Raw genomic sequence first — 26,645 nt, forward strand, 5'->3', positions numbered from 1 at the left:
GATGAAGATCTAGTGATTAACCGAGCAGCAGCACCGCGAGCGGCAGCACCGGCAGCAGCGCGTCGACCCGGTCGAGCACGCCGCCGTGGCCCGGCAGCAGTCCGCTCGAATCCTTCACGCCGGCCTGCCGCTTGAGCAGGGACTCGAACAGGTCGCCAATCACGCTGTAGGCGACCAGCAGGCTCAGTGCCGCGAACGCGCCAGGCGCGCCGAAGCGCTGCGCGAGCGCTGAAAACAGGGTCGGCTCGAACGCGTGCAGGCCGATCGCCAGGCCCGCGACGATCATCACCGCCAGCCAGCCGCCCGCCGCGCCCTCCCAGGTCTTGCCCGGGCTCACCGACGGGGCCAGCTTGTGCCTGCCGAAAGCCTTGCCCGCGAAGTATGCGCCTATATCGGCCAGCCAGACGACCAGCAGCATCGACAGCACGAAGGGGATGCCGGCCGCGCGCGCGGCCACCACGGCGTGCCAGCAGGCCGCGAAGACCAGCAGGCCCGCCGCCAGCAGGAAGGGTTTCCAGGCGCCGGCGGCCAGCGTGGGCTTGCGCCACAGCGCGAACGGGCCGGCCAGCAGCCAGAACACGCCGGCCGCCTCGACCAGCGGGCGCGAGGGGGCGAAACCGACGCCCAGGCCCATGCTGGCGGCCAGCACCAGCGCGGCCACCAGCGCGTAGACTACCGAGCCGGCCGCGCCGAGCTTGAGCAGGCGCGCCCATTCCCAGGCGGCGAATACCAGCACGAGGGCGATCAGCGCGCCGAATGCCGGGAGCGGCGCGAACAGCGTCACCGGCAGCAGGATGGCCAGCAGCACGACCGCCGTGATGACACGGGTCTTCAGCATGAAAGGGAGTCGACGTCCTGGGACTGGGGTTCGAGCTGCGCGCTCGTCCGGCCGAACCGGCGTTCGCGATCGGTGTACGACGCCAGCGCATCGGCGAGCGCGGCGGCGTCGAAATCGGGCCAGAACTTGCCCGTGAAATAGAATTCGGTGTAGGCGAGCTGCCAGAGCAGGAAATTGCTGACGCGCTGCTCGCCGCCGGTGCGGATGAACAGGTCCGGCTCGGGCGCGTAAGCCATCGCCAGGTGCTGCGCGAAGGCGGTTTCGTCGACCTCGACCTCGCGCCCCTCGCGCACTGCCTCGGCGATCAGCTTCTTGGTGGCCTGCAGGATGTCCCAGCGGCCGCCGTAGTTCGCAGCGATGGTCAGCGTCAGGCGCGTATTGCGCGCGGTCTTGGTTTCCGCGCGGCGGATCAGTTCGCGGATGCGGGGTTCGAAGCGATCGAGCTCGCCGACCACGCGCAGGCGGATGCCGTTCGCATGCAGCTTGCCGACCTCGCGCTCGAGCGCGGTGATGAACAGGCGCATCAGGAACGACACCTCGTCGTTCGGCCTGCGCCAGTTCTCGGAGCTGAAGGCGAACAGCGTCAGGTATTCGACGCCGGCGCGCGCGCACCCTTCCACGACCGAGCGCACCGCGTCGACGCCGCGGGTATGCCCCGCGACGCGCGGCAGCCGGCGCTCGGTGGCCCAACGGCCGTTGCCGTCCATGATGATCGCGATATGACGTGGCACGGCGGCGACGTCGGGCACGCGAACGGTAGAGCTGGTATAAGTCATGGCCGCTGAGACAGTAACCGAGGGAAAAAGTGCGACGCGCGCATCGCGCGTCAGACCGTCATGATCTCGGCTTCTTTGGTCTGCGCGAGCTTGTCGATCTCGGCGACGTACTTGTCCGTCAGCTTCTGGACGTCGTCGCTGGCGCGGCGCTCGTCGTCTTCCGAGATTTCCTTGTCCTTGACCAGCTTCTTGAGCTGCTCGTTGGCATCGCGACGCAGGTTGCGTACCGCCACCTTGGCCGTCTCGGCTTCGCTCTTGACCACCTTGGCCAGCTCGCGGCGGCGCTCTTCCGTCAGCGCCGGCATCGGCACGCGGATGGCGTCGCCCGAGGTTGCCGGGTTCAGCCCCAGGTCCGATTCGCGGATGGCCTTCTCGACCTTCGCCACCATCGGCTTTTCCCAGGGCTGCACGCTGATCGTGCGCGCATCGGCCAGCGTCAGGTTGGCGACCTGCGAGATCGGCACCATCGAGCCGTAGTAGTCGACCTGCACGTGATCGAGCAGGCCGGTATGCGCGCGGCCGGTACGGATCTTTGCCAGATCGTTCTTGAACGCTTCGATCGAGCGTTGCATCTTCTGCTCGACGCCCTTCTTCACTTCAGCGTGACTCATTTCAACCTCCGAACCTTCGAACCTTCAAAACGACACAGGCCGGCATCCCGCCGCGGCGTCATGCCAGGCCTGTATCGGCGTGAGTTTACACGTGGACAAGCGTACCCTCGTCCTCGCCCTGCACGATACGCTTGAGCGCACCGGGCTTGTTGATCGAGAACACCCGGATCGGCAGCTTCTGGTCGCGGCACAGCGCGAAGGCGGTGGCGTCCATCACCTGCAGATTGCGGCCGATCGCCTCGTCGAAGCTGATCGAGGTGTAGCGCGTGGCCGACGGATCCTTCTTCGGATCGGCGGTGTAGACGCCGTCCACCTTGGTGGCCTTCAGCACCACTTCCGCGCCCACTTCCGAGCCGCGCAGCGCGGCGGCCGTGTCGGTCGTGAAGAACGGGTTGCCGGTACCGGCCGCGAAGATCACCACGCGGCCTTCCTCGAGCTGGCGGATCGCGCGGGGCCGGATGTACGGCTCCACCACCTGGTCCATGCGCAGCGCCGACTGCACGCGCGCCTCGATGCCGGCGTGGCGCATCGCGTCCTGCAGCGCCAGCGCGTTCATCATCGTCGCCAGCATCCCCATGTAGTCGGCCGTGGCGCGGTCCATGCCGGCCGCGCCACCCGCCACGCCGCGGAAGATGTTGCCGCCGCCGATCACGACGGCCAGCTGCGTGCCGAGGCGCACCACCTCGGCGACGTCCGCCACCATCCGCTCGATCGTCGCGCGATTGATGCCGAAGGCATCGTCGCCCATCAGCGCTTCGCCGGAAAGTTTGAGGAGGACGCGTTTATAGGCATTGGGCATAGGGGCTTCCAAGCGACGAGAGGATGACAAGCACGAACTGTAGGGGCGAAATACTGATTCGGGCAAGCGCCGCCAAATTGCCGCCCGGAAACCGGGCGCCAATCCGCGGCGCTGCCGAAGCGCGGCGGAGCGGGCGCCCGCCGCGGGTCCAACGATGCTGCGATACGGCTTACTGCTGCTTGGCTGCCGCGACTTGCGCCGCCACTTCGGCCGCGAAGTCGTCCTGGCGCTTCTCGATGCCTTCGCCGACCACGAACAACGAGAACTTTTGCACTGCAGCATTGGCTGCCTTGAGCATCTGTTCGATCGTCTGCTTGTCGTTCTTCACGAACGGCTGGTTCAGCAGCGAGACTTCCTTCAGGTACTTCTGGACGCTGCCGTCGACCATCTTGGCGACGATCTCGGCCGGCTTGCCCGATTCGGCGGCCTTCTGCTCGGCCACGCGGCGTTCCTTCTCGATCAGCTCGGCCGGCACTTCGTCGGCCGACAGCGAAACCGGCTTCATGGCCGCGACGTGCATCGCGACGTCCTTGCCGACCTGCTCGTCCGCGCCGGTGTACTCGACGATCACGCCGATGCGGCTGCCGTGCAGGTAGGTGGCGATCTGGTTGGCGGTCTCGAAGCGCACGAAGCGGCGGATCGAGATGTTTTCGCCGATCTTGCCGACCAGGGCCAGACGCACTTCGTCGACCGTCTTGCCGTCCAGCGGCAGGGCCGACAGGGCAGCCACGTCAGCCGGGTTCTGGGTCGCGACGAGTTCCGCGACGGTCTTGGCGAAGGCCAGGAAGTCGTCGTTCTTGGCGACGAAGTCGGTTTCGCAGTTCAGCTCGACCAGGGCGCCGGCGCCGTTGCCGACGAAGGACGAGACCACGCCCTCGGCCGTCACGCGCGATGCTGCCTTGCTGGCCTTGTTGCCGAGCTTCACGCGCAGCAGTTCCTCGGCCTTGCCCAGGTCGCCGTCGGCTTCCGTCAGCGCCTTCTTGCATTCCATCATCGGCGCGTCGGTCTTCGCGCGCAGTTCTGCCACCATGCTTGCGGTAATTGCCGCCATCATTCGCTCCTTGGGTCTGTATTCACGACGCCGCCCTTCGACATGGGCGGCGGGGATTCGTTTCCGGCGATTCGCATCGGATGCCGCGGCTCCCGATGCTCGCCCCGGCAACGCGACTTAAAAAAAGGGGGCCTGTTGAGAGCCCCCTTTTTGCGCCGGCTCGGGACCGGTTACGCGTTCTCTTCGACGTACTCGTCGTCGCCGCGCACCGCCTGGACCACTTCGTTGACCGCGTTGGCACGGCCTTCGAGGATCGCGTCGGCCACGCCTTCGGCGTACAGCGCGACAGCCTTGCTCGAGTCGTCGTTACCCGGGATCACGTAGTCCACGCCTTCCGGCGAGTGGTTCGTATCGACCACGGCGATGACCGGCACGCCCAGCTTGTTCGCTTCGGTGATGGCAATCTTGTGGTAGCCGACGTCGACCACGAAGATCGCGTCCGGAATGCCGCCCATGTCCTTCACGCCGCCGATCGACTTCTGCAGCTTGGCGATTTCGCGTTCGAACAGCAGCGCTTCCTTCTTGCTCATCTTCTCGGTTTCACCCGATTCGACGGCCGCTTCCATGTCCTTCAGGCGCTTGATCGATACCTTCAGCGTCTTGAAGTTGGTCAGCATGCCGCCGAGCCAGCGCGCGTTGACGAACGGCATGCCGGCGCGCTGCGCTTCCTGAGCGATCGTGTCGCGCGACTGACGCTTGGTGCCGACGAACAGGATCGTGCCCCGATTTGCCGACAGCTGGCGCACGTACTTCTGTGCGTCCGTGAACATCGGCAGCGTCTTTTCGAGGTTGATGATGTGAATCTTGTTGCGATGACCGAAAATGAACGGGGCCATCTTCGGGTTCCAGAAGCGCGTTTGGTGACCGAAGTGGACACCGGCTTCCAGCATTTGGCGCATCGTGACTGCCATGAGAGTGATTCTCCGCTAGGGTTGGGTCTTAAGCCGGCTGCCGTATCGCGGCGAATGGCACGCGACACCCAGGGTGCGCCGGCTTGCGATTCGGCACGTGCGAACAACCGCGCGTACCGGTCAGCCAGGCCCCGCTCTCCCATGCTGCATCGCATGAATTGAAAGTGGAGCCCGACTTAGCCAGCGAGTATAGCACGCCAGAATGACCGCTCTCAAGCCACCCATGTGTTTGCCCAATACTTTGCTGCCGGGATCGCCATTCGGGGAAACCCTGCGGACCGGCCAGCCCGCCCACTCGGGATCGACGACGTTCAGGCACCGATTCCGTCGCCGGCGCCCCAGCCCCGAGCGACGCCCCGGAATCCCCGCACCACCGCGAAACCCAAGCCGGACAAGCCCAACAAGGGCTGCGACCACCTCCAGAAGGTGCGATAATCCCGCAATTCCACGCATTCCTCGCAGGCAAGACTCATGGCCATCACGATCAAGACCGAACACGATATCGAGCAGATGCGCGTCGCCTGCCGGCTGGCGAGCGAGGTGCTCGACTACATCACGCCGTTCGTCGTCGCGGGCACCACCACCGGCGAGATCGACCGGCTCTGCCACGAGTACATGACCAACGTGCAGGGCACCGTGCCGGCGCCGCTGAACTACCAGCCGCCCGGCTACCCGCCCTATCCGAAGGCGATCTGCACCTCGGTCAACGACGTGATCTGCCACGGCATTCCCGGCGACAAGGTGCTCAAGAACGGCGACGCGCTCAATATCGACATCACCGTGATCAAGAACGGCTATTTCGGCGATACCAGCCGGATGTTCCTGGTCGGCGAGGGTTCGATCCTCGCCAAGCGCCTGATCCAGACCACCTACGAATGCATGTGGCTCGGCATCGAGCAGGTCAGGCCGGGCGCGCACCTGGGCGATATCGGCCACGCCATCCAGAAGCACGCCGAGGGGCGCGGCTACAGCGTGGTGCGCGAATACTGCGGGCACGGCATCGGCACGGTGTTCCACGAGGATCCGCAGGTGGTGCACTACGGCCGCCCCGGCACCGGCATCGAGCTGGTGCCCGGCATGATCTTCACGATCGAGCCGATGATCAACGCCGGCAAGCGCGACATCCGCACCATGCCGGACCAGTGGACCGTGAAGACGCGCGACCGCAGCCTGTCGGCGCAGTGGGAACATACCGTGCTGGTCACGCCGACCGGCCACGAGGTGCTGACCGTCTCGGCCGGCACGCCGGCCCGCCCCGCGCTCGACGCGGTGGCGGCCTGAGGATCGATTACCGGGCGCGGCTCGCCGCGCCCGCCTTGCCGTTGGTCTGACCCGGCTTGCCCGACCCGATTCGTCCCGCGCGCCGGCGCGAGTCGCCCGCCACTGGCCGGGCCCACGCCAGCGCGCCCCGGTTCACCCGTCACACCCGCCCCGCCACTCATGAGCGTTCCTGCCCTCACCGCCACCGAAGCGCCGTCGCACAAGGCCGAATTCCGCGCCATCAAGGCCGAGCTGATCGCGCGCTTTCGCGCCGCGACCCAGGTCGAGGCGCTGATGCGCGCGCTCTCGCGGGCCACCGACGAAGCGCTGCGCCAGCTCTGGACCGATTGCGACCTGCCCGGCTCGCTGGCCCTGGTCGCCGTCGGCGGCTTCGGGCGCGGCGAGCTCTCGCCGCATTCGGACGTCGACATCCTGGTGCTGCTACCCGATGCGCACGGCGGCGAGTTCGACGCGCGCATCGAGCGCTTCATCGGCATGGCCTGGGATCTCGGGCTCGAGATCGGCAGCAGCGTGCGCACGGTCGGCGAGTGCATCGACGAGGCCGCGCAGGACGTCACGGTGCAGACCTCCCTGCTGGAGGCGCGCCGCATCACCGGCAGCCTGACGCTGTTCAAGCGCGCGGTGGCGCGCTATCGCGAGGCGCTCGACCCGCGCGCCTTCTTCCAGGCCAAGGTGCTGGAGATGCGTCAGCGCCACGCCAAGTTCCAGGACACGCCCTACAGCCTCGAGCCGAATGTGAAGGAAAGCCCGGGCGGCCTGCGCGACCTGCAGACGATCCTCTGGATCGCCCGCGCGGCCGGCTTCGGCAAGAGTTGGCGCGAGCTCGACACGCGCGGGCTGATCAGCGCGCGCGAGGCGCGCGAGCTGCGCCGCAACGAGGCCTTCCTGAAGGCGCTGCGCGCACGCCTGCACGTGATCACCGGGCGCCGCCAGGACATCCTGGTGTTCGACCTGCAGACCCAGGCGGCCGAGAGCTTCGGCTACGTGCCGACCCCGGCCAAGCGCGCCAGCGAACAGCTGATGCGCCGCTACTACTGGGCCGCCAAGGCCGTCACCCAGCTCGCCACGATCCTGATCCAGAACATCGAGGCGCAATTGTTCCCGGCCACCAGCGGCATCACGCGGGTGTTGTCGCCGGGCCGCTTCGTCGAGAAGCAGGGCATGCTGGAGACCGTCTCCGACGACGTGTTCGAGCAGCATCCCGACGCGATCCTCGAGGCCTTCCTGCTCTACGAGACCACCCGCGGCGTGAAGGGCTTGTCGGCGCGCACGCTGCGCGCGCTCTACAACTCGCGCGACGTGATGAACGGCGCCTGGCGCCGCGATCCGCGCAACCGCGAGACCTTCATGAAGATCCTGCAGCAGAACGAAGGCATCACGCATGCGTTCCGGCTGCTGAACCAGACCAGCGTGCTGGGCCGCTACCTGCTCAACTTCCGCCGCATCGTCGGGCAGATGCAGCACGATCTCTACCACGTGTACACGGTCGACCAGCACATCCTGATGGTGCTGCGCAATATCCGCCGCTTCGCGGTGGCCGAGCACGCGCACGAATATCCGTTCTGCAGCCAGCTGATCGCGAACTTCGAGCGCCCCTGGGTGCTCTACGTGGCGGCGCTGTTCCACGACATCGCCAAGGGCCGCGGCGGCGACCACTCCAAGCTCGGCATGGCCGACGCGCGGCGCTTCTGCCGCGAGCACGGCATCACCGGCGACGATGCCGCGCTGGTGGTCTGGCTGGTCGAGCATCACCTGACCATGAGCCAGGTCGCGCAGAAGCAGGACATCAGCGATCCCGAGGTGGTCAAGCGCTTTGCCGGCCTGGTCGGCAACGAGCGCTGGCTGACCGCGCTCTACCTGCTGACCGTGGCCGATATCCGCGGCACCAGCCCGAAGGTCTGGAACACCTGGAAGGGCAAGCTGCTGGAGGACCTGTACCGCGCCACCAGCGCGGTGCTCGGCGGCGCGCGGCCCGACACGCATTCCGAGCTGCAGACGCGCCGCGACGAGGCGCTCGCGCTGCTGCGGCTGGAGACCGTGCCCGACGACGTGCACCAGCCGCTGTGGGACCAGCTCGACGTCGGCTACTTCCTGCGCCACGATGCGGCCGACATCGCCTGGCAGACCCGCGTGCTGTACCGGCACGTGCATGCCGAGACGGCGATCGTGCGTGCGCGACCCTCGCCGGTGGGCGACGCGCTGCAGGTGCTGGTCTACGTCAAGGACCGTTCGGACCTGTTCGCGGGCATCTGCGCCTACTTCGACCGCAACGGCCTGTCGGTGCTCGATGCGCGCATCAGCACCACCCGCCACGGCTACGCGCTCGACAATTTCATCGTCACGCGCTCCGAGCACGACGTGCAGTATCGCGATATCGCCAACCTCGTCGAACAGCAGCTCGCCGACCGGCTGTCCAGCCCGGCGCCGCTGCCCGAACCGTCGAAGGGCCGCCTGTCGCGCCTGTCGCGCACCTTCCCGATCACGCCCCGCGTCGACCTGCGCGCCGACGAGCGTGGTCAGTACTACATCCTGTCCGTGTCCGCCAACGACCGGCCGGGCCTTCTCTATTCGATCGCGCGCGTGCTGGCCGAGCACCGGGTCGGCGTCCATGCGGCGCGGATCAATACGCTCGGCGAGCGCGTCGAGGACGTGTTCCTGCTCGACGGCGCCGGCCTGTCCGACAACCGTTTGCAGATCCAGGTCGAAACTGAATTGCTGCGCGCGATCGCAGCCTGAGTGAAATCCAGCGTTTATGCGCACCAAACTGACAATCAAGAATCCCCGCCCGGCATCGCCGTCCCGCGCCCCGGTCCGCTCAGGCAGCCTGGCCGGCCGCAAACCGACGCGCCCCGCGCCGCTCGATCCCGCGACGAAACCGAAACCGTCCGCCAAGCGGCCGGCCGGCGCGAAGTCGGCGGCGCCGCGCGCGGCCAAGCCGGCCGGCGCCGGCGCGGTGAAACCGCGTGCGCCGCGTGACGGCGAGCGCGGCGGCTTCGGCCGGCCGCCGCGCGAGGGCGGCGATCGCCCGGCGCGTGACGGCGCTCGCTTCTCCCGCGACGGGGATCGTCCGGCGCGCCCCGCTCGCGATGGCGAGCGCGGTTCGTTCCGCGGCGAAGACCGCCCTGCTCGCACCGGCGGTGATCGTCCCCCGCGCGACGGCGCGCGTTTCTCCCGTGATGGTGATCGTCCGGCACGCCCCGCTCGCGATGGCGAGCGCGGTTCGTTCCGTGGCGAAGGCCGCCCTGCTCGAGAAGGCGGCGACCGCCCGCCGCGTGACGGCGCGCGTTTCTCTCGTGATGGCGATCGTCCGGCGCGCCCCGCTCGCGATGGCGAACGTGGCTCGTTCCGCGGCGAAGGCCGCCCTGCACGTGATGGTGAACGGCCACCGCGTGACGGCGCTCGCTTCTCCCGCGACGGGGATCGTCCGGCGCGCCCCGCTCGCGATGGCGAGCGCGGTTCGTTCCGCGGCGAAGGCCGCCCTGCCCGTGATGGTGAACGGCTACCGCGTGACGGCGCACGCTTCTCCCGCGATGGCGATCGCCCGGCGCGCCCCGCTCGCGACGGCGAGCGCGGCTCGTTCCGTGGCGAAGGCCGCCCTGCCCGTGATGGTGAACGCCCCCCGCGTGACGGCGCGCGCTTCTCCCGCGATGGCGATCGTCCGGCACGCCCCGCTCGCGATGGCGAGCGCGGTTCGTTCCGCGGCGAAGGCCGCCCCACGCGCGATGGTGAACGGCCGCCGCGTGACGGCGCTCGCTTCTCCCGCGACGGGGATCGCCCGGCGCGCCCCGCTCGCGATGGCGAGCGCGGTTCGTTCCGTGGCGAAGGCCGCCCCACGCGCGATGGTGAACGGCCGCCGCGCGATGGCGCCCGCTTCTCCCGCGATGGCGATCGCCCGGCACGCCTCGCTCGCGATGGCGATCGCGGTTCGTTCCGTGGCGAAGGCCGCCCTGCCCGTGATAGCGGCGATCGTCCCGCCCGCGGCGGCGCCCGCCCCGTGCGCGACGCCGCCGAACGCGCCGCCCCCTCGCGCCTGAAGGTCGCCCAGCCCGTCAAGTCGCGCGCTGCATCCTTCGATGACGCCGACGAAACCGGCATGGTCCGTCTCTCGAAGCGGATGTCCGAGCTCGGCCTCTGCTCGCGCCGCGAGGCCGACGAATGGATCGAGAAGGGCTGGGTGCTGGTCGACGGCGAGCGGATCGACACGCTCGGCACCAAGGTGCGCCCGGAGCAGAACATCGAGATCGACCAGCGCGCCCAGGCTGCCCAGGCCGCCCAGGTGACGATCCTGCTGCACAAGCCGGTCGGCTACGTATCGGGCCAGGCCGAGGACGGCTACGAGCCGGCCGTCACCCTGATCACGCGCGAGAATCACTGGAGCGGCGATCATTCCGCGCTGCGTTTCTCGCCGCAGCACCTGCGCACGCTGGCGCCGGCAGGCCGCCTCGACATCGACTCGACCGGCCTGCTGGTGCTGACGCAGGACGGCCGCATCGCCAAGCAGCTGATCGGCGAGCAATCCGACATCGACAAGGAATACCTGGTGCGCGTGCGCTTCGGCGAGCGCCTGACCGACATCGACCAGCATTTCCCGGCCGAGTCGCTGGCCAAGCTGCGCCACGGCCTGGAACTCGACGGCGCGCCGCTCAAGCCCGCGATGGTGAGCTGGCAGAACGGCGAGCAGTTGCGTTTCGTGCTGCGCGAGGGCAAGAAGCGCCAGATCCGTCGCATGTGCGAGCTGGTCGGGCTGGAGGTGATCGGCCTGAAGCGCGTGCGGATGGGCCACGTGATGCTGGGTGCGCTGCCGCAAGGCGAGTGGCGCTACCTGTCGCCCGACGAGAACTTCTGATCGCGGCAGCACGAACGGCCGCCTGAACGGCCCGGCGTGCGGCCCGCGCAAAAGATACGGCGCCGGCGAACCCGCGAGGGTTCCCGGCGCCGTTTTCATTGCAGCGGACGCTCAGTCGTCCGCGTTCGGATCGAGCCCGGGGAACAGCACCTCGGCGAAGCCGAACTTCGAGAAGTCGGTGATCCGCATCGGATAGAGCTTGCCGATCAGGTGGTCGTATTCGTGCTGGACCACGCGCGCATGGAAGCCCTCGGCGATGCGGTCGATGCGCTTGCCGTACTGGTCGAAGCCCGAGTAGTGGACCTTGCTGTAGCGGCTCACCACGCCGCGCATGCCCGGCACCGACAGGCAGCCTTCCCAGCCCTCCTCCATGTCCGGCGGCAGGTATTCCACGCTCGGATTGATCAGCACCGTCTCCGGCACCGGCGGCGCGTCCGGGTAGCGCGCGTTGTTGCCGAAACCGAAGATGATCAGTTGCAGGCCCACGCCGATCTGCGGCGCGGCCAGCCCCGCGCCGTTGGCGTGGTGCATGGTCTCGAACATGTCGGCGACCAGCTCGTGCAGTTCCGGCGTATCGAAAGCCTCGACCGGCTTCGCGACTTCGAGCAGGCGCGGGTCGCCCATCCTGAGGATCTCGCGAATCATGATGGCAGTTCTCCCTTGAGCAGTAGATGCATCCCGTCCTCGTCGAGCACGGGGATGCCGAGTTCCTCGGCCTTGGCGAGCTTGCTGCCCGCCTCGGCACCGGCGACCACGTAATCGGTCTTCTTCGACACCGAGCCCGTCACCTTGGCGCCGGCGGCCTCGAGCAGCGCCTTCGCCTCGTCGCGGCCCAGCGTCGGCAGCGTGCCCGTCAGCACCACGGTCTTGCCGGCCAGCGCGCCCTGCGGCTCGCGCGGCGCGGGCGGTCCCTCCGGCCAGTCGACCTTCTCGCGCAGTTGCGCGATCACGGTGCGATTGTGCTCTTCGGCGAAGAACTGGTGCAGCGACTCGGCCACCACCGGGCCGACGTCGTTGACTTCGAGCAGTTGCTCGGTGGTGGCGTCCATGATCGGCTGCAGCGAGCCGAAGTGCTTGGCCAGGTCCTTGGCCGTCGATTCGCCGACGTGGCGGATCCCCAGCGCGTAGATGAAGCGGCCGAGCGTGGTGTGGCGCGCCTTCTCCAGCGAGTCGAGCAGGTTCTGCGCGGACTTGTCGGCGAAGCGGTCGAGCGCCGCCAGCGTCGCGAAACCGAGGTGGAACAGGTCGGCCGGCGTGCGCACCAGGTTCTGCTCGACCAGCTGGTCGATGATCTTCTCGCCGAGGCCATCGATGTCGAGCGCGCGGCGCTGTGCGAAGTGCCACAGCGCCTGCTTGCGCTGCGCCGGGCAGAACAGCCCGCCCGTGCAGCGCGCGATCGCCTCCTCGGGCAGCCGCTCGATGCGCGAGCCGCAGACCGGGCATTCGGTCGGCATCACGAATTCGGCCGCGTCGGCCGGGCGCCGGTCGAGCAGGGCCGACACCACCTCGGGAATCACGTCGCCGGCGCGCCGCACGATCACGGTGTCGCCGATCCGGATGTCCTTGCGGCGCACCTCGTCCTCGTTGTGCAGGGTCGCGTTGGTCACCGTCGCGCCGCCCACGAACACCGGCTCGAGCCGCGCCACCGGCGTGATCGCGCCGGTGCGGCCGACCTGCACCTCGATCGCCAGCAGCCGGGTGAGCGCCTCCTGGGCCGGGAACTTGTGGGCCAGCGCGAAGCGCGGCGCGCGCGAGACGAAACCGAGCCGCTCCTGCTCGTCGCGCCGGTTGACCTTGTAGACCACGCCATCGATGTCGTAGGGCAGCGCCTCGCGCTGCTCGCCGACCTTGTGGAAGAAGGCCAGCAGCCCCTCGGCACCCTTCACCACCGCGCGCTCGCGATTGACCGGCAGCCCGAAGCCGGCGTACCAGTCGAGCAGGCCGCTGTGCGTGTCGGGCATGGCCGCGCCCTCGAGCACGCCGATGCCGTAGGCGAAGAAGGACAGCGGCCGCTGCGCGGTGATCTTCGAATCGAGCTGGCGCAGGCTGCCGGCCGCCGCGTTGCGCGGATTGGCGAACTCGCGCTGCTCGGCCTCGCGCTGGCGCTGGTTCAGGCGCGCGAAATCGCGCTTGTACATCAGCACCTCGCCGCGCACGTCGAGCAGGGCCGGCGGGTTCTTGCCCTTCAGCGTCAGCGGGATCGAGCGGATGGTGCGCACGTTCTCGGTGACGTCCTCGCCGGTGGTGCCGTCGCCGCGCGTGGCGGCCTGCACGAAGCGGCCATGTTCGTAGCGCAGCGAGATCGCCAGGCCGTCGAACTTGAGCTCGCAGGCGTATTCGACCGGATCGGTGGCGGTGCCGGCCAGGTCGGCCGGCGCCTTGTCGAGCGCATCGGCCACGCGCTTGTCGAAGGCGGCGATGTCCTCGTCGGAGAAACCATTGTTCAGCGACAGCATCGGCGCGTCGTGCACCACCGGGGTGAAGCCGGTGGCGGCCTCGCCGCCCACGCGCTGGGTCGGCGAATCGGGCGTGATCAGGTCGGGATGCTCGGCCTCGATTTGCTGCAGCTCGCGGAACAGCCGGTCGTATTCGGCGTCGGGCAGGTCGGGCTGGTCGAGCACGTAATAGGCGTGATTCGCGCGCTCGAGTTCATTGCGCAGCCAGGCCGCCCGTTCGGACGGCTGGCTGGCTGGCGGTTCAACTGGGGATCGGGCCATGCTGGCGGCACTTGCTCTGGTGACAATCAAGGCAGGATTATCTCAGGCGGCGCGCGCTTGCGCACCTTCCTGCAAGCACCGGATCGCCTGCCGCCGGGATGGGAAAACCCGCGCCCCGGGGGCCGGCTTCGGCTTACTGGCTGAACAGGCGCCGCGTGACGGGCGAGCCGGCCGGGATGCCGGCTTCCTCGAGCTTCGCATAGAGCTTCATCAGTTGCTGCTCGATCGCCACCAGGGTGGATTCGGGCAGCGGCCGGCGCGAATCGTCGACTACCCGCGCGCCGATCCGGTCGGAGAGCGACTTCGCGTAGTCGCACATCAGCTTGAAGGGCAGGATGTCCTCGTCGGCCACCGGCACGTCGAGCACCAGGGTGATCATGTTCCCGCCCTTGTAGGTCAGGTCGTCGCGCAGGAAGTTGGTGTCGCCGAACTGCAGCATGAACACCGGGTTCTGCTTCGCGTCGAGCTTGACGAAGCGCGTGCCGTCGCGCGACAGCAGCAGGCCGTCCTGCGAGGCCACCGCCTGCACGTAGTTGGCCGACCAGGGCGCGCCGTCCGACATCACGTTGATCGACAGTTGCGCGTCGCATTGCGCGGCGAAGCCGTCGAGCTCGCGCGCCATCGAGACCGTCTCCAGCATGTCGGGAAATTCGGGCGCGCCGTCGATCGCGTCGGCGAACTGGCCGACGCCCGAGACGAATTCGGAGAATTCGAGCTCGTTGAGCGGGCCGTTGCGGTTCGCCAATTGCGCGGCCGCGCGCAGTTCCTCGTAGCGCACGCCGTTCTGCAGCAGCTCCCAGTTGCCGCCGCCCTCGGGCTTGCCCTCGATGTGGACCGGCTTGCTGCCGGCGCGGCGCAGTCGCTGCGCGGCCGGCAGGATGCGCTCGCCGGGCAGCGACGCGCCGAGCCGGATCGGCACGATGCAGTCGATGCGGCGATCGACGATGGTGGGCGGTGCCGAGGAGATCGTGGTGGCGGCCGGCAGCACCGGCTCGCCGTCGTCGATCGGCACGGCGGTTGCCGCGGTGGCAGGCTGCGCCGCGGCGCCGGCTTCGGCGGACTCGGCCTGGCCGGCTGCGTGATCCGCGCCCTCGCCGGCGGCGGTGAGCGTTTCATCGGCCTGCAGGTCGGCCGGCGTATCGGCCGGAGCGCCCGGGGCGGCCGCGGTTTCCGGCGCGCCGCCGAAAGTCGGCTCGACGCGGGCCTCGTGATCGGCGGCCGAGGCCGGCGCCGCCACCGTCGGCTCGCGCCGCGCCGCCGCGGGCGCCGGCGAAGGCTGCCGCACCGGCTCGATGAAGGGCGCATCCTCGTCGCGCTCCTGGCGCGCCAGCGTATCGGCGGCCTCGGGCGGCATCGGCCGCGGCATCCGGCGGCGCACCTTGGCGCCCTGCCAGGCGTTGTAGACCACGATGCCGCCAACCACCACCACGCCTACGCCAATCAACCCGAGTGTCAACTCGTCCATGCATGCTCCATCAGGAATTCTTTTTCCGGCGCGCCGCTTCGAGGCGGCGCGCGCATTCAGCCAATATTCTGGGCAAAACCGGCGGCCGTTTCCATGTCGACCGCCACGATCCGCGACACGCCCTGCTCCTGCATGGTCACGCCGATCAGCTGCTGCGCCATTTCCATCGCGATCTTGTTGTGCGAGATGAACAGGAACTGCGTCTTGCTCGACATGGCGCGCACCAGGTTCGCGAAACGCTCGGTATTGGCGTCGTCGAGCGGCGCGTCCACCTCGTCGAGCAGGCAGAACGGCGCGGGGTTGAGCTGGAACATCGCGAACACCAGGGCGGTGGCGGTCAGCGCCTTCTCGCCGCCCGACAGCAGGTGGATGGTCGCGTTCTTCTTGCCCGGCGGCTGCGCCATCACCTGCACGCCGGCATCGAGGATCTCGTCGCCGGTCATGATCAGCTTGGCCTGGCCGCCGCCGAACAGCTTCGGGAACAGGTCGCTGAAGTGATGGTTGACCTGGTCGAAGGTGCCCTGCAGCAAGGTGCGGGTTTCCTGGTCGATCTTGTGGATCGCGTCCTCGAGCGTGGTGATCGCGGCCAGCAGGTCGGCCGATTGCGCGTCGAGGAAGATCTTGCGCTCGCTGGCGGCCGCCAGTTCCTCGAGCGCGGCCATGTTGACCGGGCCGAGCGCGGCGATCGCGTTGTTGATGCGCGTGACCTCGCCCTGCAGGTAGGAGGGCCGCAGCTCCGGCGTCAGCTTGGGCAGCAGGGCCGCCTCGTCGACGCCGGCCGCGGCCAGTTGCTCGCTGAACTGCTCGGCCGACAGGCGCGCGGCCTGCTCCTTCAGTTGCAGCTCGGTGATGCGATCGCGCAGCGGCTGCTGGGCACGCTCGGCGGCCAGGCGCGACTCGTCGAGCACGCGCAGCTTGGCGGTCAGGTCGTCGAGCTCGAGTCGCGCGGCGCCCAGCGCCTGCTCCTTGGCCGAGCGGATTTCCAGCGCGTCCTGCAGGCCGGTGTGGGCGGTCTGCTCGTTGATGGTCTCGAGTTCGGCGCGGGCATCCTCCAGCGAGGCGGCGACGCGCTCGATCTGGTCGTGCGCGACCTGGATGCTGCGCTTGAGCTCGTCGATGCGGTTGGCCGAATTGCGCGCCGCGAAGCGCGCGTCGTTGGCCGCGCGTTCGAGATCGCGGGCCTGCTGGCGAGCGTTGCTCAGTTCCTCGTCGAGCGCCTCGAAGGCGAGCTGGTTGTCCTCGAACTTCGCCTGCAGCTCGGCCAGCTCGCCGTCGTAGCGTTCGAAGTTCGCCTCGGATTCGGCCCGCAGCGCGCGCTGCTCGTCGATCTGCGCGCCGATCTCCTCGAGTTCCTCGCGGATCTGCGTGCTGCGCTGCGTGTAGCGCTCGTGCGCCTGCGCCAGCTTCAGCACTTCCATCTGCAGCGCGTGCACGCGCTGCTGGGCGCGCTCGACCTGGGCCCGCACCTCGCCGAGCGCCTGCGCGGCCTGCGTGTGGGCCGCCTCGGCGCGGATCGAGGCCGTCTTCGCCTCGTCGGCGAGCAGCGCCTGCGCGCGCACCTGGCGCCCGAGGTTCTCGATCTCCTGCTGGCGCGCCAGCATGCCGGCCTGCTCGGAATCGGCCGCGTAGAGCTGCACGCCCGAGCGCGTCACCAGGTGACCGGCCTTCACCACGTAGGCGCCGCCGGCCGGCAGTTGCGCGCGCGCGGCCAGCGCCTGGGCCAGGTCGTCGGCCACGAACACCGAGCCGAGCCAGTCGTTGAGCACGGCGCGCAAGCCGGCATCGTCGATGCGCACCAGCGACAGCACCGCGCGCATGCCGTCCGGCGTGGCCAGCGGCTCGCCCGCCGGCGGCGGCGAGAAGAAGGCCAGCTTGGCGGGCGGCGCGTCGGTCGCGAAGGCCTTGACCCAGTCGAGATTGGAGATTTCCAGCGCGGCCAGCCGCTCGCGCAGCACCGCCTCCAGGGCGTTTTCCCAGCCCGGCTCGACATGCAGCTTCTTCCAGAGACGCGGCAGCGCGCCGAGCTCGTGCTTGTCGAGCCAGGGCTGGATCTTGCCCTCGGTCTGGACGTTTTCCTGCAGTTGCTTGAGCGCGGCCAGGCGCGCCTCGAGCTGGTGGATCTGGGCGCTTTCGGCCTGCACGCGCTCCTGCGCGACGCGGCGCTCGGCGTCGAGCCGCGGCAGCGTTTCCTGGGCATCGGCCAGGCGCGCCTGCGCGTCGTGCAGGACCTCCTCCTGCTCGGCCAACTGCATGCGCTGCTCCTCGAGCTGCGCCTCGTCGGGCGCGTCGAGCCCGCCCGCCTCCGACTTCAGGCGCTCGTGGCGCTGCTGCAACTGCATCAGTTGCTGGTCGGCGTTGCGCTGGTGCGCGGCCTCCAGCTTCAGCGACTGCTCGGTCTGGGCGATCCGGCCACGCTCGTCGTTGAGCTGCGCCTGCGCATCGCGCCAGCGCGATTCCAGCGCCGGCAGCGCGTCGTGCTTGGCGGCCGCCTCGTCCTCGGCCATCGCGGCCTTCTCGTCGGCCATCGCGCGCGCTTCCTCGGCCTCCTCGAGATCGTCCTGCGCCTTCTGCGCCTGCGCCTGCCACTGCTCGCGCTGGGCCGTCAGCGCGGCGATCTGCGCCTGCACGCGGTTGCGCGACTCGACGATGAACTTGATCTCGGCCTCGAGCCGGCTGACCTCGGCATTCGCCTCGTAGAGCGAACCCTGGGCGCCCTGCATCGCGTCGCTGGCCGCGTAATGGGCCACCCGCAGCGTCTCGAGCTGCGCCTCGACCTCGCGCAACTTCGCGGTCTGCGCCTCCAGGTCGATCTGGGCCTGCTCGATGGCGCGCTGCTGCTTCTGCTGCTCGCCCTGCGCCTCGCTCTTGCGCAGCAGCCACAGCAGGCGCTGCTTTTCCTCGCCGTCGGCCAGCAGTTCCTTGTACTTGGTGGCCACCACCGCCTGCGCCTCGAGCTTCTCGAGGTTGGCACCGAGTTCGCGCACGATGTCCTCGACGCGCGTCAGGTTCTCACGCGTGTCGTGCAGGCGGTTCTCGGTCTCGCGGCGGCGCTCCTTGTACTTCGACACGCCGGCGGCTTCCTCCAGGAACACGCGCAGCTCCTCGGGCTTGGCCTCGATGATCCGCGCGATCATGCCCTGCCCGATGATCGCGTAGGCGCGCGGCCCGAGGCCGGTGCCGAGGAAGATGTCCTGGATGTCGCGGCGGCGCGCCGGAAGATTGTTGATGTAGTAGCTGGAGGTGCCGTCGCGCGTGAGCACGCGCTTGACCGCGATCTCGCCGTACTGGCCCCACTGGCCGGCGGCGCGGCCGTCGGAGTTATCGAAGATCAGCTCGACGCTGGCCCGGCTGCCGGGCTTGCGCGTGGTGGAGCCGTTGAAGATCACGTCCTGCATCGACTCGCCGCGCAGCTCGGAGGCGCGCGATTCGCCGAGCACCCAGCGCACGGCATCGATGATGTTGGACTTGCCGCAACCGTTCGGTCCGACCACGCCGACGAGCTGGCCCGGAACCTGGAAATGCGTGGGATCGACGAAGGATTTGAAGCCTGCGAGTTTGATCGAGCTCAGTCGCACGTCGGTATCGGTATTGAATATGGATTGAAACGGACGGCAACCGGCGGCGCATCGCTCGCGCCGCCCGTCCCGGAATTCGGACAAAGGGCCCCGGCCATGTGCCGGACCGCCCCGTGAAGCGGGTCCATCATACCATCGCGCGGGCCTCGTCCCGGCGATCGGCGTCGCCGGCCGGCGCCTGGGTCGGAGCCTTGTGCACGCGGCTCGACAGCAGCGTGGCGAGCACGATGCAGGCGCCGCCGAGCCACTCGCGCGCGCCCGGCAGCTCGTCGGCGAACAGCCACGCCGACAGCGCGGTGACGACGATCTCGAACAGCATGATGATCGAGGCGCGATTGGCCGGTACCCGGGCAAGCCCGTATTGAACCAGCAGGTTGTTGAGCGCGGTGACCACGCCGATCGCGGCGGCCAGCAGCAGCGCCAGCGTCACGGCATGCGGCGCGGGCAGCGGCGGCACGCCTTCCACGAACATCGCCGCCAGCCCGAAGGCCGCGCCGCCCGCGAACAGCGTGGCGGTGCGCATCTCGGGCTTGAGCTCCGGCAGGTCGCGCGAGATCCGCACCACCAGCACGTTGCTCATCGCGAAGCTCAGGCCGGCGGCCAGCCCCGCCCATTCGGCCGGGTTCGAGGGCAGCGGCAGGCCCAGGCGCGGCGACCAGAGCATCAGCATGGCGCCGGTGATCGACAGCGCCGCCAGCGCGGCGCTGGCCCAGGTCAGGCGCTCGCGCAGCAGGAAATGGGAATAGATCGCGGTCCAGGCCGGGGTCAGGTAGAACAGCAGCATCACGCGCAGCACCTCGCCGTGGATCGTGCCCCAGACGAAGCCCAGGTTGGTGATGCCGGCGGCCACCCCGAGCGCGGCCAGCAGCCAGTGCCAGCGCAGCGTGGCGAGCGCGCGGCGGCGCCAGACCACCACGAACAGGCAGGCGCAGAAGCAGGTCAGCGCGCTGGCCGCGGTGCCCGTCAGGCCGAGCCCGGCCAGCATCCGCAGCGGATACCAGACCAGCCCCCAGACCGACGCGCCCACCAGGATCGCCAGGGTCGGCAGCGCCGACCGTTCATGTCCCTTCATTTCCGCCCACCTGCCCTCGTTTGCGTTGTTGCACCGTCTCGCGGCGCGCGGCCCGTGGTCAGCGCTGCTGCCCGCCGGCCCACCTGACCATCGGCGCGGCGAGTCATCGAGCCGCCCGGTTATTGTCCCTCCTGGTTATCGGGCCGCCCGGTTGCCGGCGCTTCCGGTTATCGATCCCGCCAGCCATCGCGCCGATCCGGCCCCGGCACCGCGCCGCCCGCCCGAAAGGCGCGCGGCGGCAAGCTATAATCGACCGCTCCGGCCCACCAGGCCGGCCCGCGGCGTGCGCCTCGCGCCCCGCCAGCCAGGCGACGCGCATCCCGCGCCGCCGGTCGCCCGGCCCTCGGCCGCCGCGCCGCCGCCCGATTCGTTCCAGCCCGTCCCCGACGGGCCCCAACCGCCTCCGAAGCCCAAGCCCGTGAATCCACGACTCGATACGCTCCAGCCCTATCCGTTCGAAAAGCTCCGCGCGCTGTTCAAGGACGTCAAGCCGTCCGCCGCGCACGCCCCGATCAGCTTCGGCATCGGCGAGCCCAAGCATGCGACGCCGGCGCTGATCCGCGACGCGGTGGTGGCCTCGCTCGACGGCCTGGCCTCGTACCCGGCCACGGCGGGCTCGGACGCGTTGCGCACGACGATCGCGCGCTGGGTCGAGCGCCGCTACGACATCGAATCCGTCGATGCGGCCAGCCAGGTGCTGCCCGTCTCGGGCTCGCGCGAGGCGCTGTTCTCGCTCGCGCAAGCCGTGATCGACGCCACGCCGCGCGCCGACGGCAAGTCAGCGATCGTACTCTGTCCGAATCCGTTCTATCAAATCTACGAGGGCGCGGCCCTGCTGGCGGGCGCCGAGCCGGTGTTCGTCAACAGCGATCCGGCGCGCAATTTCGCCCCCGATTATTCGAGCGTGCCCGACGAGGTCTGGGCCCGCACCCAGCTGCTGTTCGTCTGCTCGCCGGGCAACCCGACCGGCGCGGTGCTCACGCTGGAGGACTGGCGCGAGCTGTTCGCGCTGTCGGACCGCCACGGCTTCGTGATCGCCTCCGACGAATGCTATTCGGAGATCTATTTCGACGAAGCCGCGCCGCCGCTGGGCGGCCTGGACGCGGCGCGCCGCCTCGGCCGCAGCTTCGAGCGGCTGGTGATGCTGTCGAGCCTGTCCAAGCGCTCCAACGTGCCGGGCATGCGCTCGGGCTTCGTGGCCGGCGACGCCGCGATCCTCAAGCGCTTCCTGCTGTACCGCACCTACCACGGCGCCGCGCTCTCGCCGGTCTGGCAGCAGGCCAGCATCGCGGCCTGGGGCGACGAGGAACATGTGCGCGAGAACCGCGCACTCTATGCGCAAAAATTCGCGGCCGTCACGCCGCTGCTGGCCGAGGTGCTCGACGTGGCGCTGCCCGACGCGGCCTTCTACCTGTGGGCGAACGTGGCGCGCACCGGCCTGTCGGATACCGAGTTCGCCCGGCGTCTCCACGCCGACTATAATGTGACGGTTCTGCCCGGCTCGTATCTCGCGCGCGACGCGCACGGCACGAATCCGGGCCGCGATTTCGTGCGGATCGCGCTGGTCGCCGAAAGCGCCGAATGCCTCGAAGGCGCCCGGCGCATCGTCGAGTTCTGCCGCGCTCTCGCCAGCCAGGCTCGCTGAGCCCGCTCCCGTATTGACCGTCCCGATTCCTCTTCCAACTTCCAGCGAAGCAACCAACATGTCGCAACAACTTCAGCAAATCATCGATACCGCCTGGGAAAACCGTGCCGAGCTCTCGCCCAAGGCCGCGCCCGCCGAGGTCCGCGAGGCCGTCGCGCACGCCATCGAGCAACTCGACCGCGGTTCGCTGCGCGTCGCCGAGAAGCAGAACGGCGAATGGATCGTGCACCAGTGGCTGAAGAAGGCCGTGCTGCTGTCGTTCCGCCTGGAAGACAACGCGCCGATGGCCGCCGGCGGCTACTCGCAGTTCTTCGACAAGGTGCCCTCGAAGTTCGCCAACTACACGGCGGAAGACTTCGCCGCGGGCGGCTTCCGCGTGGTGCCGCCGGCCGTCGCGCGCCGCGGCGCCTTCATCGCGAAGAACGTGGTGCTGATGCCCTCGTACACCAACATCGGCGCCTACGTCGACGAAGGCACCATGGTCGACACCTGGGCCACCGTCGGCTCCTGCGCGCAGATCGGCAAGAACGTCCACCTGTCGGGCGGCGTCGGCATCGGCGGCGTGCTCGAACCGCTGCAGGCCAACCCGGTCATCATCGAGGACAACTGCTTCATCGGCGCGCGCTCGGAAGTGGTGGAAGGCGTGATCGTCGAGGAGAACTCGGTGATCTCGATGGGCGTCTACCTCGGCCAGAGCACCAAGATCTATGACCGCGAGACGGGCGAGATCAGCTACGGCCGCATCCCCGCCGGCTCGGTGGTGGTGGCCGGCAACCTGCCCTCGAAGGACGGCTCGCACAGCCTGTACTGCGCCGTGATCGTCAAGAAGGTCGACGCCAAGACGCGCGCCAAGGTCGGCCTGAACGAACTGCTGCGAGGCGACTGATGACGACCGTCGTCTACGGCATCCCGAACTGCGACACCGTGAAGAAGGCCCGCGTGTGGCTGGACGAACACGGCGTCGCGTTCGACTTCCACGACTTCAAGAAGGCGGGCCTGACCGCCGCCATCGTGAAGGGCTGGCTGAAGGACGTGCCGCTGGAGACCCTCGTCAACCGCCGCGGCACCACCTGGCGCGCCCTGCCCGACGAGGTCAAGGCGAGTGCGGAGACCGAGGCCGGCGCGATCGCGCTGATGCTCGACAAGCCCTCGGTGATCAAGCGGCCGGTGGTGGAGGTCGACGGCCGCGTGAAGGCGGTCGGCTTCGTCTCCGACCAGTACGCCGCGCTGTTCGCCGCCTGAGGCACGCATCACGAAGCACCGGGCGCGCCGGCCACGCGGCTTGCGCGCCCCGACCTGCCGGCCGTCGCGCCGGCATTTTTCATCGAAAGTGGTCCGAACCATGTCAGCCACCCTAGCCCTTACCGAACAGTTGATCGCGCGCCCGTCCGTGACGCCCGACGATCAACACTGCCAGCAGATCATGATCGAGCGCCTCGCGGCGATCGGCTTCGAGTGCGAAACCATCGCCTCGCACGGCGTGACCAACCTGTGGGCCGTCAAGCGCGGCACCGAGGGCCGCGACGGCAAGCTGCTCGCGTTCGCGGGCCACACCGACGTGGTGCCGACCGGCCCGCTCGAGCAATGGACCTCGCCGCCCTTCATCCCCGCGCATCGCGACGGCAAGCTGTACGGCCGCGGCGCGGCCGACATGAAGACCTCGCTGGCCGGCTTCGTGGTGGCCAGCGAGGAATTCGTGGCCGCGCATCCGCGGCACCGCGGCTCGATCGCGATGCTGATCACCAGCGACGAGGAAGGCCCGGCCACCGACGGCACCGTCAAGGTGGTGGAGGCGCTCGGCGAGCGCGGCGAACGCCTCGACTACTGCATCGTCGGCGAGCCGACCTCCTCGGCCACGCTCGGCGACATGGTCAAGAACGGCCGGCGCGGCTCGATGTCGGGCGAACTGATCGTCAAGGGCGTGCAGGGGCATATCGCCTACCCGCACCTGGCCAGGAACCCGATCCACCTGCTCGCGCCGGCGCTGGCCGAGCTCGCCGCCGAGCGCTGGGACGAGGGCAACGAATACTTCCCGCCCACCACCTGGCAGGTCTCGAACCTGCACGGCGGCACCGGCGCGACCAACGTGATCCCGGGCCACGTCACCCTGCTGTTCAACTTCCGCTTCTCGACCGCCAGCACGGTGGAGGGCCTGCAGGCGCGGGTCCACGCGATCCTCGACAAGCACGGCTTCGACTACGAGCTGAAGTGGTCGATCAGCGGCCTGCCGTTCCTCACGCCGCGCGGCGACCTCTCGATCGCGCTGGCGAAGGCGATCCACGACGAAACCGGCGTCGAGACCGAGCTGTCGACCACCGGCGGCACCTCGGACGGCCGCTTCATCGCGCGGATCTGCCCGCAGGTGATCGAGTTCGGGCCGCCCAACGCCTCGATCCACAAGATCGACGAGCACGTCGAGCTGCGCTTCATCGATCCGCTGAAGAACGTCTACCGCCGCGTGCTCGAACAACTGATCGCCTGACGGAGGCCGCCATGACCACGCCCGCCACCCCTGCCACGCCCGCCGCCGTGTTCGGCACGCCCCGCGACCTGATCCGCTACGGCGTCTCGCGCTTTTCCGCCGCCGGCCTGACGTTCGGCCACGGCTCGGAGAACGCCTACGACGAGGCCGTCTACCTGGTGCTGCACACGCTGCACCTGCCGCTCGACACGCTCGACCCCTTCCTCGACGCGCGCCTGCTGCCCGAGGAGATCGAGGCGGTGCTCGCCCAGCTCGAGCGGCGCGTCGAGGAGCGCCTGCCGGCCGCCTACCTGACCAACGAGGCCTGGATGCACGGCCATCGCTTCTACGTCGACGAACGCGTGATCGTGCCGCGCTCCTTCATCGGCGAGCTGCTCGACGACGGCCTGCAGCCCTACGTGGCCGACCCGGAACAGGTGGGCGCGGTGCTCGAGCTCTGCACCGGCTCGGGCTGCCTGGCGGTGCTCGCCGCCGAGGCCTTCCCGCATGCCGAGATCGACGCGGTGGACCTGTCGGAAGACGCGCTGGAAGTCGCCGAGATCAACATCAGCGACTACGGGCTCGACCATCGCATCGCACTGCATCACGGCGATCTCTACGCGCCGCTGCCCACCGAGCGGCTCGCCGACCCGGAGCTGCGCTACGACGTGATCCTGAGCAATCCGCCCTACGTGAACGCCGACTCGATGGCCGCGCTGCCCGACGAATACCGCCACGAGCCCGAAATGGCGCTGGCCGGCGGCGACGACGGCATGGACATCGTGCGCCGCATCCTGCGCGAGGCGAAGAAGTGGCTCAAGGAGGACGGCGTGCTGGTGGTGGAAATCGGCAACGAGCGTCACAACGTCGAGGCGGCCTTCGGCGGCCTGGACCTGATCTGGCTGCCGACCAGCGCCGGCGACGACTGCGTGTTCCTGATCCACGCCGCCGACCTGCCGCACGCGGCCTGAATCCCGCGCTGGTCCCCCGGCCCGGCACGGCGGCCCGGGGGACCAGCCGAACGGCCCGGGCGAGCCTGCCGCCGTATCGCGGGCCGCTCGGGTCGATCGCCAAGATGCGTCACGCGGCAAACCCGCCGCCACGCACCACCCGGAACTCCAAGCACCGATGCAACTCGACTGGCTCCATCTCGGCACCCTCATCGCGATCGCCCACATCCTCGGGGTGATCGCGGCCTGCCACGCGATCCTCAATACCCGCACCTCGCAGGGCGCGATCGCCTGGGCGGTCTCGCTGACCGCGATGCCCTACCTGACGCTGATCCCCTACCTGTTCCTCGGCCGCAGCAAGTTCTCGGGCTATGTCGACGCGCGCCGCAGCGAGACGGCCGCGCTGCGCACGCGCTCGCGCCCCTCCAGCTGGGACACGCACGGCAGCTCGCTGGGCGTGCCGGCCGACGCGCTGGGCCTGGCGCCGGTGCGCGCGCTGACCCACCTGGGCGGGATGCCCTTCGTGGGCGGCAACGCGGTTCGGCTGCTGGTGAACGGCGAGGCGACCTTCGCGGCGATCCTCGGCGCGATCGAGGCCGCGCGCCACTGCGTGATCGTGCAATTCTTCATCGTGCGCGACGACACGCTCGGCGACATGCTGCGCGACGCGCTGATCGCCTGCGCCGGGCGCGGCGTGCGCTGCTACCTGCTCTACGACAGCATCGGCAGCTTCGACCTGCCGCATCGCTACGTGAACGCGCTGCGCGCCGGCGGCGTCGAGGTCCATCCGTTCGCGACCAACCAGCAGTTCGTCAACCGCTTCCAGCTGAACTTCCGCAACCACCGCAAGATCGTGGTGGTGGACGGCGAGCGTGCCTTCGTGGGCGGCCACAACGTGGGCGTCGAATACCTGGGCGCGAACCCGCGGCTCTCGCCCTGGCGCGACACCCACATCGAGCTGCGCGGGCCGGTGGTGGCCAATATCCGCTATGTGTTCGCCGAGGACTGGCACTGGGCCACGCAGTCGCTGCCGGTCGACTCGCCGCCTCCGGCGCCGCTGGACGAGGAGGACATGCACTGCCTGGTGGTGCCGATGGGCCCCGCCGACAAGCAGGAGACCGGCTCGCTGTTCTTCGTCGAGGCGATCCACGCCGCGCGCGAGCGGCTCTGGATCACCACGCCCTACCTGGTGCCCGACGAGGCGGTGATCGCGGCGCTGAAGCTGGCGGTGATGCGCGGCGTGGACGTGCGCATCCTGATCCCGAGCCGGCGCGACCACTACGTGGTGTTCGAGGCCTCGAAGCTCTACGCGCGCGACCTGATCGACGCCGGCGTGCGGATCTTCCGCTACCGCCAGGGTTTCCTGCACCAGAAGGTGGTGCTGATCGACGGCTCGGCCGCCGCGGTGGGCAGCGCGAACCTCGACAACCGCTCGTTCCGCCTGAACTTCGAGATCATGGTGCTGACCGTCGACGCCGGTTTCGCGGCCGACGTCGACGCGATGCTGAGCCAGGATTTCGCCGCGGCCGACGAGGTCGACCTGGGCGAGGTGCGGCGCGCCGGCGCCTGGCGGCGCGTGCTGATGCACGTGGCGCGGCTGTTCGCGCCGATCCTCTGAACGCGGCGCGCGAAGCGCCGCGGCACGAT

General features: G+C 69.3%; 19 protein-coding genes and 1 pseudogene. 9 read left to right on the top strand and 11 right to left on the bottom strand.

The annotated features are described in order from the left end of the window. Window positions 1-16: 16 nt before the first annotated feature. From FB600_RS24960 to rpsB, 6 genes are all read right to left on the bottom strand, one after another. A complete protein-coding gene (locus FB600_RS24960) occupies window positions 17-838 on the bottom strand; it encodes a phosphatidate cytidylyltransferase (protein WP_145757519.1) in 822 nt (273 codons plus the stop codon). Next, on the bottom strand, window positions 832-1,614 hold the full coding sequence (gene uppS, locus FB600_RS24965; RefSeq protein WP_013698511.1) for a polyprenyl diphosphate synthase: 783 nt from the start codon (window positions 1,612-1,614) through the stop codon (window positions 832-834). The genes FB600_RS24960 and uppS overlap by 7 nt, the downstream gene beginning before the upstream one ends. Window positions 1,615-1,664: 50 nt before the next feature. Then, window positions 1,665-2,225 carry a ribosome recycling factor gene (gene frr, locus FB600_RS24970; RefSeq protein ID WP_013698512.1) on the bottom strand — a complete coding sequence of 187 codons (561 nt, stop codon included), beginning with the start codon at window positions 2,223-2,225 and terminating at the stop codon, window positions 1,665-1,667. Between the two features lie 85 nt (window positions 2,226-2,310). After that, window positions 2,311-3,024 carry a UMP kinase gene (gene pyrH, locus FB600_RS24975; RefSeq protein ID WP_025096629.1) on the bottom strand — a complete coding sequence of 238 codons (714 nt, stop codon included), beginning with the start codon at window positions 3,022-3,024 and terminating at the stop codon, window positions 2,311-2,313. Window positions 3,025-3,193: 169 nt separating this feature from the next. Next, window positions 3,194-4,075, bottom strand: coding sequence for a translation elongation factor Ts (gene tsf, locus FB600_RS24980; protein WP_096750560.1), 882 nt, complete (start codon window positions 4,073-4,075; stop codon window positions 3,194-3,196). Between the two features lie 170 nt (window positions 4,076-4,245). Further along, a complete protein-coding gene (rpsB, locus tag FB600_RS24985) occupies window positions 4,246-4,986 on the bottom strand; it encodes a 30S ribosomal protein S2 (RefSeq protein ID WP_013698515.1) in 741 nt (246 codons plus the stop codon). Between the two features lie 459 nt (window positions 4,987-5,445). Here rpsB and map point away from each other — a divergent pair. The 3 genes and pseudogenes from map to FB600_RS25000 all read left to right on the top strand — a co-directional run. Then, window positions 5,446-6,267, top strand: a pseudogene (gene map, locus FB600_RS24990) (type I methionyl aminopeptidase); the annotation flags it as partial. 159 nt (window positions 6,268-6,426) lie between these two features. Continuing rightward, window positions 6,427-9,003: a [protein-PII] uridylyltransferase gene (locus FB600_RS24995; protein ID WP_017920472.1), complete on the top strand. Its 2,577-nt coding sequence runs from the start codon at window positions 6,427-6,429 to the stop codon at window positions 9,001-9,003. 217 nt (window positions 9,004-9,220) lie between these two features. Then, the gene (locus FB600_RS25000; protein WP_409995240.1) at window positions 9,221-11,113 is read left to right on the top strand and encodes a pseudouridine synthase; all 1,893 of its coding nucleotides are present in this window, start codon (window positions 9,221-9,223) and stop codon (window positions 11,111-11,113) included. Between the two features lie 111 nt (window positions 11,114-11,224). On the opposite strand, the gene def is transcribed toward FB600_RS25000, so the two are convergent. The 5 genes from def to FB600_RS25025 all read right to left on the bottom strand — a co-directional run bounded on the left by def (window position 11,225) and on the right by FB600_RS25025 (window position 19,942). Continuing rightward, window positions 11,225-11,758, bottom strand: a complete 534-nt coding sequence (gene def, locus FB600_RS25005; protein ID WP_013698519.1) for a peptide deformylase — start codon at window positions 11,756-11,758, stop codon at window positions 11,225-11,227. Then, window positions 11,755-13,830, bottom strand: coding sequence for an NAD-dependent DNA ligase LigA (gene ligA / locus FB600_RS25010; protein ID WP_096748635.1), 2,076 nt, complete (start codon window positions 13,828-13,830; stop codon window positions 11,755-11,757). Before ligA ends, def begins: the two co-directional genes overlap by 4 nt. A 133-nt stretch (window positions 13,831-13,963) precedes the next feature. Continuing rightward, complete coding sequence (locus FB600_RS25015; protein ID WP_098153893.1) at window positions 13,964-15,295, bottom strand: cell division protein ZipA C-terminal FtsZ-binding domain-containing protein; 1,332 nt, start codon at window positions 15,293-15,295, stop codon at window positions 13,964-13,966. Window positions 15,296-15,351: 56 nt separating this feature from the next. Next, entirely contained in the window at window positions 15,352-18,870 is a 3,519-nt protein-coding gene (smc, locus tag FB600_RS25020) for a chromosome segregation protein SMC (protein WP_145757521.1), read from the bottom strand. Window positions 18,871-18,997: 127 nt separating this feature from the next. Further along, window positions 18,998-19,942 carry a DMT family transporter gene (locus FB600_RS25025; RefSeq protein WP_105821437.1) on the bottom strand — a complete coding sequence of 315 codons (945 nt, stop codon included), beginning with the start codon at window positions 19,940-19,942 and terminating at the stop codon, window positions 18,998-19,000. Between the two features lie 418 nt (window positions 19,943-20,360). Here FB600_RS25025 and dapC point away from each other — a divergent pair, with 418 nt between their 5' ends. From dapC to cls, 6 genes are all read left to right on the top strand, one after another. After that, entirely contained in the window at window positions 20,361-21,587 is a 1,227-nt protein-coding gene (dapC, locus tag FB600_RS25030) for a succinyldiaminopimelate transaminase (RefSeq protein WP_145757522.1), read from the top strand. Window positions 21,588-21,645: 58 nt separating this feature from the next. Beyond that, window positions 21,646-22,473, top strand: coding sequence for a 2,3,4,5-tetrahydropyridine-2,6-dicarboxylate N-succinyltransferase (gene dapD, locus FB600_RS25035; RefSeq protein WP_096748632.1), 828 nt, complete (start codon window positions 21,646-21,648; stop codon window positions 22,471-22,473). Next, window positions 22,473-22,829, top strand: coding sequence for an arsenate reductase (locus FB600_RS25040; protein WP_013698526.1), 357 nt, complete (start codon window positions 22,473-22,475; stop codon window positions 22,827-22,829). The genes dapD and FB600_RS25040 overlap by 1 nt, the downstream gene beginning before the upstream one ends. A 100-nt stretch (window positions 22,830-22,929) precedes the next feature. Continuing rightward, on the top strand, window positions 22,930-24,069 hold the full coding sequence (gene dapE, locus FB600_RS25045; protein WP_013698527.1) for a succinyl-diaminopimelate desuccinylase: 1,140 nt from the start codon (window positions 22,930-22,932) through the stop codon (window positions 24,067-24,069). A gap of 11 nt (window positions 24,070-24,080) precedes the next feature. Beyond that, complete coding sequence (gene prmB / locus FB600_RS25050; protein WP_025099323.1) at window positions 24,081-25,019, top strand: 50S ribosomal protein L3 N(5)-glutamine methyltransferase; 939 nt, start codon at window positions 24,081-24,083, stop codon at window positions 25,017-25,019. A gap of 157 nt (window positions 25,020-25,176) precedes the next feature. Then, window positions 25,177-26,616: a cardiolipin synthase gene (gene cls, locus FB600_RS25055; RefSeq protein WP_096748630.1), complete on the top strand. Its 1,440-nt coding sequence runs from the start codon at window positions 25,177-25,179 to the stop codon at window positions 26,614-26,616. Window positions 26,617-26,645: the final 29 nt, after the last annotated feature.

Origin of the sequence: Burkholderia sp. SJZ089, from assembly GCF_007828315.1 — a bacterium.
GTDB lineage: Bacteria > Pseudomonadota > Gammaproteobacteria > Burkholderiales > Burkholderiaceae > Burkholderia > Burkholderia gladioli.

Coding starts and splice junctions, on each gene's coding strand:
- cls (WP_096748630.1), top strand. CDS start 25,177: ATGCAACTCGACTGGCTCCATCTCGGCACCCTCATCGCGATCGCCCAC.
- frr (WP_013698512.1), bottom strand. CDS start 2,225: ATGAGTCACGCTGAAGTGAAGAAGGGCGTCGAGCAGAAGATGCAACGC.
- FB600_RS24995 (WP_017920472.1), top strand. CDS start 6,427: ATGAGCGTTCCTGCCCTCACCGCCACCGAAGCGCCGTCGCACAAGGCC.
- rpsB (WP_013698515.1), bottom strand. CDS start 4,986: ATGGCAGTCACGATGCGCCAAATGCTGGAAGCCGGTGTCCACTTCGGT.
- FB600_RS24960 (WP_145757519.1), bottom strand. CDS start 838: ATGCTGAAGACCCGTGTCATCACGGCGGTCGTGCTGCTGGCCATCCTG.
- FB600_RS25040 (WP_013698526.1), top strand. CDS start 22,473: ATGACGACCGTCGTCTACGGCATCCCGAACTGCGACACCGTGAAGAAG.
- def (WP_013698519.1), bottom strand. CDS start 11,758: ATGATTCGCGAGATCCTCAGGATGGGCGACCCGCGCCTGCTCGAAGTC.
- FB600_RS25025 (WP_105821437.1), bottom strand. CDS start 19,942: ATGAAGGGACATGAACGGTCGGCGCTGCCGACCCTGGCGATCCTGGTG.
- dapE (WP_013698527.1), top strand. CDS start 22,930: ATGTCAGCCACCCTAGCCCTTACCGAACAGTTGATCGCGCGCCCGTCC.
- prmB (WP_025099323.1), top strand. CDS start 24,081: ATGACCACGCCCGCCACCCCTGCCACGCCCGCCGCCGTGTTCGGCACG.
- tsf (WP_096750560.1), bottom strand. CDS start 4,075: ATGGCGGCAATTACCGCAAGCATGGTGGCAGAACTGCGCGCGAAGACC.
- FB600_RS25015 (WP_098153893.1), bottom strand. CDS start 15,295: ATGGACGAGTTGACACTCGGGTTGATTGGCGTAGGCGTGGTGGTGGTT.
- ligA (WP_096748635.1), bottom strand. CDS start 13,830: ATGGCCCGATCCCCAGTTGAACCGCCAGCCAGCCAGCCGTCCGAACGG.
- pyrH (WP_025096629.1), bottom strand. CDS start 3,024: ATGCCCAATGCCTATAAACGCGTCCTCCTCAAACTTTCCGGCGAAGCG.
- dapD (WP_096748632.1), top strand. CDS start 21,646: ATGTCGCAACAACTTCAGCAAATCATCGATACCGCCTGGGAAAACCGT.
- uppS (WP_013698511.1), bottom strand. CDS start 1,614: ATGACTTATACCAGCTCTACCGTTCGCGTGCCCGACGTCGCCGCCGTG.